Annotated in this window: 5 protein-coding genes; 3 read left to right on the top strand and 2 right to left on the bottom strand. The window is 75.1% G+C overall.

The window, feature by feature from the left end; genetic code table 11:
- Positions 1 to 136: 136 nt before the first annotated feature.
- Genes AB0O00_RS28400 through AB0O00_RS28410 form a run of 3 tightly spaced genes read left to right on the top strand, consistent with a single transcriptional unit; the run spans position 137 to position 3,329 of the window.
- Positions 137 to 2,047, top strand: coding sequence for a glycosyltransferase (locus AB0O00_RS28400; protein WP_363656494.1), 1,911 nt, complete (start codon positions 137 to 139; stop codon positions 2,045 to 2,047).
- The gene (locus AB0O00_RS28405) at positions 2,044 to 2,475 is read left to right on the top strand and encodes a hypothetical protein (protein ID WP_363656496.1); all 432 of its coding nucleotides are present in this window, start codon (positions 2,044 to 2,046) and stop codon (positions 2,473 to 2,475) included. The genes AB0O00_RS28400 and AB0O00_RS28405 overlap by 4 nt, the downstream gene beginning before the upstream one ends.
- Positions 2,472 to 3,329, top strand: coding sequence for a glycoside hydrolase family 16 protein (locus AB0O00_RS28410; RefSeq protein ID WP_363656498.1), 858 nt, complete (start codon positions 2,472 to 2,474; stop codon positions 3,327 to 3,329). Before AB0O00_RS28405 ends, AB0O00_RS28410 begins: the two co-directional genes overlap by 4 nt.
- A 55-nt stretch (positions 3,330 to 3,384) precedes the next feature.
- On the opposite strand, the gene AB0O00_RS28415 is transcribed toward AB0O00_RS28410, so the two are convergent.
- Positions 3,385 to 4,200 carry a polysaccharide deacetylase family protein gene (locus AB0O00_RS28415; RefSeq protein WP_363656500.1) on the bottom strand — a complete coding sequence of 272 codons (816 nt, stop codon included), beginning with the start codon at positions 4,198 to 4,200 and terminating at the stop codon, positions 3,385 to 3,387.
- Complete coding sequence (locus AB0O00_RS28420; protein WP_363656502.1) at positions 4,197 to 5,234, bottom strand: glycosyltransferase family 2 protein; 1,038 nt, start codon at positions 5,232 to 5,234, stop codon at positions 4,197 to 4,199. Before AB0O00_RS28420 ends, AB0O00_RS28415 begins: the two co-directional genes overlap by 4 nt.
- Positions 5,235 to 5,339: the final 105 nt, after the last annotated feature.

Raw genomic sequence — 5,339 nt, forward strand, 5'->3', positions numbered from 1 at the left:
CCTGGCTCTGGCACGTGGCGTCGAACCTGGAGAAGTCGACGCGCTACGGGCGCAGCCGCTGGTGGGTCGGCGCCAACGTCGTTCCCGTGCTGAACGGGACGGCCGCGCCGGCCGCACCACCGGCCCGGTGGCCGCGATGACCAGGCCGACGGCGCCCGCGCCCCGCGGCGTCCGCACCGACGGCCCGCCCCCGGCGGGTGCCGGCGCCGGGCCGCAGCGGCCGTCCGTCCGCACGGTCGTCACCCGCGGCGCCCTGCCGGTGGCCCTGGCGCTGTGGCTGGTCTCGCTGCGCCACGTGCACCTGGAGCGGATGGACGACCTCGGGCTGATCGAGGTGCTGCCGGTGCTGTTCTGGGTCGCGCTCGGGCTGCTGACCCTGGGCTTCGCCGTCCAGCTGCGCGGCCCCCGGCTCAGCCACGCGTGGTCGGCGGCGTACGTGGTCGGGCTCATCGCGGTCGTGCACGCCACCCCGAGCCTGCTCTACCCCGGCGTGCGGTACTCGTGGGCGTGGAAGCACGTCGAGGTGGTCGACGCCATGCTCCGGCACGGCGGCCCGGTGCCGCGTCCGGGCTGGCTGGACATCTACAACCAGTGGCCGGGGTTCTTCACCGTCAACGGCCTGATCCTGCGCGCCACCGGGCTGCCGTCGGCGATGGGCTACGCCCACTGGGCCACGCCGGTGGCCGACGTGCTGCTGATCGGCCCGCTGCTCCTGCTCTACCGGACGATCACCCGGGACTGGCAGCTGATCTGGGGGGCCGTGTGGATCTTCTTCTCGTGCATGTGGATCGGGCAGGACTACTTCGCGCCGCAGACCTTCGCGTTCCTGATCTTCGTCACCGTGCTCGCGCTGGTCCTGAAACAGCTGACGCCGGTGCGGCCGCCCGGCCCGCCGACGCCCCGCGCACACACCCGGGCGCCCGGCCCCGCGGCGGTGCGCGAGGGCTGGCGGCCCGCCCGGTTCCTGATGGTGGTGCTGCTGGTGGCGGTCCTCGTCACCTCGCACCAGCTCACCCCGCTGATGCTGATCGTCTTCCTGGCCGCGCTGTCCGTCCCCCGCCGCAACCGCCGCGTCGTGCTGCCCGTCCTGGCGAGCGCCGTCGTCCTCCAGGCGGTCTGGCTCGCCACCGCGGCCCGCCCGTACATCTCGGCGAACCTGCGCGGCTTCATCGCGGCGATCGCCTCGCCCGACGAGAACGCCCCCACGTGGCTGACCGGGCTCGGCGCCCCCGCCCGCGGCCAGGTCCTGCTCGCCTGGGTGGACCGCGGGCTGTCCGCCGCCGTGGTGCTGCTGGCCGCGCTCGCGCTGCTGCGCCGTCCCTGGACCCGCCGCACGGCCCTGCCCTACCTGCTGATCGCCCCGATGCCGATGCCGGCGCTCAACAGCTACGGCGGCGAGATGATCTTCCGCTCCTACCTGTTCGCCCTGCCCGCCGCCGCGATGCTGGTCTCCGCGCTGGTGCTGCGCGCCGGGGCGCCGGCCCGGTGGCGGGTGCGGCTGCGGGCCGTGGTCTCGTTCGCGCTCCTGCTGGCCTTCCTCGGCGGCCTGGTGTTCGGCTACTACGGCAAGGAGCTGGTGGAGTCCTTCACCGCCCGGGAGATCGCGGCGACGGAGTTCCTGTACCGGACCGCGCCGGCCGGCTCGCTGGTCGTGACGGTCACCAACAACGTCCCGGACATCGACAAGGACTACGACCAGCACGACCGGGTGGTCATCGCCTGGAACCTGCTGGAGAACCGCAAGCTCCTCGTGAAGGACCCCCTCGCGGGCCTGGAGCAGGCCGTGGCGCTGGCCGCGCCGCCGGGCCCGGTGTACCTCGTGCTCAACCGCGCCCAGACCGCCGAGTGCTACATCACCGGCGTGCTGCCCGCCGACACCGTGCCCAGGCTGGAGACGGCCGTCAACGGCTCGCACCTGTTCTCGCCGGTGTTCCGCAACGCCGACGCCGTCGTGTACGAGCTCGTCGACCACAACGCGCCCGAGATCCAGCCCCACCCGCAGCAGCCGCAGCAGCCCAAACCGCAACCGCACGGAGGCCGGCCATGATCCGTGCCCCCGTACGACTTCCGGCGGGCATCCCTCCTGCCGAGACCGTCCTCGCGGTGTCCGGATGGGTGGCCCTCGCGGCCACCACCCTGCCCGGGGCCCTGCTGCCGCTGCGCGCCGTCGTCACGGCCGCCTTCCTGCTGCTCTGCCCCGGCGCGGCGGCCCTGCGGCTGACCCACCCGGTGCGTGCCGGGCGCCGCCGGGACCCGCTCGAAGCCGTCGTCCTCACCATCGCGTTCAGCATCGCCATCGACGCGGCCGTCGCCGAGGTCTTCTTCTTCACCCGGTCCATCAGCACCGCGCGGGCGGTCGGCGCGGTCGCCCTGCTCACCACGCTGACGGTCCTGGTGCCGGCCGCCGTCCGGCACCGCAGGCGCGCGGCGGGCACCGCCGCCGACCGGCCGTCCGAGGGGAGGCCACCGTCATGAGGCTCCGCCACCGAAGTCACGCCAGTCGGCGCCCCAGCCTCGCGCTGCGGGCCGGCCGGGCGGCCGGGGCCGGGCTGTTCGTCCTGCTGGCCGCCACCGCCGGCTGCTCCGCCGGGCAGGCCCCCCGGCCGGACGCGCCCGGCGCGTGGCACCTGGTCTTCAAGGAGGAGTTCGGCGGCTCCGCGCTCAACTCGTCGCACTGGGTGACCTGTTACGACTGGAACAACAACGGGTGCACCAACGCGGGCAACCGCGAGTCCGAGTGGTACCAGCCCGGGCAGGTGTCCGTCGGCGGCGGCGCCCTCACCCTCCAGGCCCGGCGCGTCACCACCCCGGGCTCCGACGGCCGGACGTACCCGTGGACGTCCGGCATGGTCTCCACCGGGCGGGAGAGCTGGGACGGCACCCCACGCTTCACCTTCACCCGGGGCTACGTCGCGGCGGCCGTCCGCATCCCCGCCGAGCAGGGCGTCTACCCCGCGTTCTGGCTGTCGCCGATCACCCGCGTCACCCCGCCGGAGATCGACGTGGCGGAGTTCCTCGGCACCTCGCGCAACGTCCAGATGTCCGTGCACTGGGCGGGCCCGGGCGGCAAGGACCTGTCCTCCGCCGGCCACTACGGGCCGCTGGACTTCCCGGCCGGCTACCACGTCTTCGCGCTCGACTGGGAGGCCGACTCGCTCACCTGGCTGGTCGACGGCCAGGCCAGGTACTGGATGACCGACAAGGCGAACATCCCGGACGTGGCCATGGAGATCCTGCTCAGCCTCGCCGTCGGCGTCCCCGACCAGCCGCCGGCCGCGGTCGACTCGGCCCGGATGCAGGTGGAGTGGGTCCGGGTCTGGCAGCACTGAAACGCCCGGCCGGGGCGCCCCCGTCAGGGCTCGGCTCTGTCAGGGCTCGGCTCTGTCAGGGCTCGGGCGGGCCGCCGACCGGACGCCCGAGCCCCGCCCGCAGCCGGCGGTAGCCGCGCCACGCCCTGGTGAGCACGGACTCGGGGTACGGCGCCACCCGCGCGCCCTGCCCGAGGGTCCACCCCCGGAACGCCTCCGGCCCCGTGCCGGCCCGGACGGTCAGCCGGGCGATCCGCAGCGGCTCGTCCGCGGCCGAGCTGAACGCGTTGCGCACCGCGCACCCGGACGTCCACCCGTGATCGCGCACCGCGCGCCGCACCGCGGCACTGGAGTAGCCGTGCGGGTAGGCGAAGGAGTCCACTTCGTGGCCGAGGACCTCCTCCAACTGCCGCTTGCAGTACCCGATCTCGCCGTCCAGCTTGCTCCACGACAGGGTGTCCAGCTGGGCGTGGGTCTGCCCGTGCCCGCCGATCTCGACTCCGCCAAGGACGTCCAGGTTGGCGATCTGACGCCACGTCAGCATCGGTGCGGGCGGCAGCAGGCTGCCCTCCGGCGCACCGCCGGGCGGGTGGACGGCCCCGGTGGTGACGAACAGGGTGGCCGGCAGGCCGCGGTCGGCGAGCTGCGGGGCGACCGTCCAGAAGAAGTCCTCGAAGCCGTCGTCGAAGGTCAGCACGGCCGCGTGCGGGGGCAGCCGGGGACCGCCGTGCAGGGCCGCGACCAGCCGGCGCAGCGGCACGACGGTCAGCCCGCTGTCGGCGATCCGGTCGAGCTGCTCGGCGAAGACCCGCGGGGAGACGGTGAAGGGCGCGATCCAGGCCGGCGGATCGTCGGCGACCGAGTGGTACAGGAAGACGGGTACGGCGGTCACGGCGCGCCCCCGCCGGACGGGGCGCCGCGGACGCGCTGGCGCAGCGGGCGGAGGCGCTGGCGCAGCGGGCGGAGGCGCTGGCGCAGCGCGCCGACCGCGTACCCGAGCGAGGTGGCCGAGACGCCCCCGAGGAGCGCGCCGACCGTGCGCAGGCCCCGGCCGCCGCCGGCCCGCACCTCCCGGAGGACGGCCCTCGGCAGGGTGGAGCGCAGGTAGCGGCGTTCGCTGGACAGGGCCCGGTCGGTGCCCGCCCGGCGGGCGACGGCGGCCTTGGACAGCCCCTCGCAGTAGCAGCGCGAGCGGAAGTACCGCCAGGTCGTCCGGGCGCCCGGCACGTGGTGCCGCACGGCCGCGGACGGCTCGTACAGCAGCAGCCCGCGCGGGTCGCGGGCGGCCAGGCGCAGGCACAGCTCGGTCTCCTCGCAGCCCAGCGGGCGCTTGCCGACCCGGCCGAGGTCGGTACGGAAGCCGCCGGCGGCGACCACCGCGGAGCGCCGGAAGGACATGTTGGCGCCGATGAAGTTCCGTACCGGGGACGGCCGTTCGGGCAGGCCGCGGTAGGAGCAGCCGACCACCCAGTCGAACTCCGGCGGGAACCACGCGGGCCGGCCCGCCTCCCACCAGGGCCGCACCAGGCCGCCGACGCCGAGCACGCGCGGATCGCGGTAGCCGGCCAGCAGCCGTTCGGTCCAGTCGGGTTCGGCGGCGGCGTCGTCGTCCAGGAACGCCACGACCTCGCCGCGCGCCGCGCGCACCCCGCTGTTGCGCGCGCCGGACAGGCCTTGGCGCTCGCTGTTGGGGAGGATCCGCACGGACGGGAAGGCGCCGGCCGCGCGGGCGGCGAGCTCGGGGCAGTGGTCCACGACCAGGAGGACGTCGTCGGCGGGCCGGTGCTGGCGGGCGACCGAGTCGAGGCACGTACACAGGTCGTCCCAGCGCTCCGTCGTATAGGCGCAGACCACCACGGACAGGCTCGGTGCGGTGCCCGTGCCCGTCCCCGTGCCCGTGGTGGTCCCGCTCGCGGCGCCGGTCATGGCGGTCCGTCAGCCCCTCCGGTTGTCGCGGTGCACGCGGCGCACCGCGTCAAGGGTGACGAGCGGCCAGTACAGCACGCCCATTAGCTCCAGCCGGGAGTGCCC

The sequence above is a fragment of the Kitasatospora sp. NPDC093558 genome (genome assembly GCF_040683475.1).
In the GTDB taxonomy this organism is placed as follows: domain Bacteria; phylum Actinomycetota; class Actinomycetes; order Streptomycetales; family Streptomycetaceae; genus Kitasatospora.

Excerpts from the sequence above, each read along its gene's own strand:
- AB0O00_RS28400 (WP_363656494.1), top strand. The coding sequence starts at position 137 with ATGACCAGGCCGACGGCGCCCGCGCCCCGCGGCGTCCGCACCGACGGC.
- AB0O00_RS28405 (WP_363656496.1), top strand. The coding sequence starts at position 2,044 with ATGATCCGTGCCCCCGTACGACTTCCGGCGGGCATCCCTCCTGCCGAG.
- AB0O00_RS28410 (WP_363656498.1), top strand. The coding sequence starts at position 2,472 with ATGAGGCTCCGCCACCGAAGTCACGCCAGTCGGCGCCCCAGCCTCGCG.
- AB0O00_RS28420 (WP_363656502.1), bottom strand. The coding sequence starts at position 5,234 with ATGACCGGCGCCGCGAGCGGGACCACCACGGGCACGGGGACGGGCACG.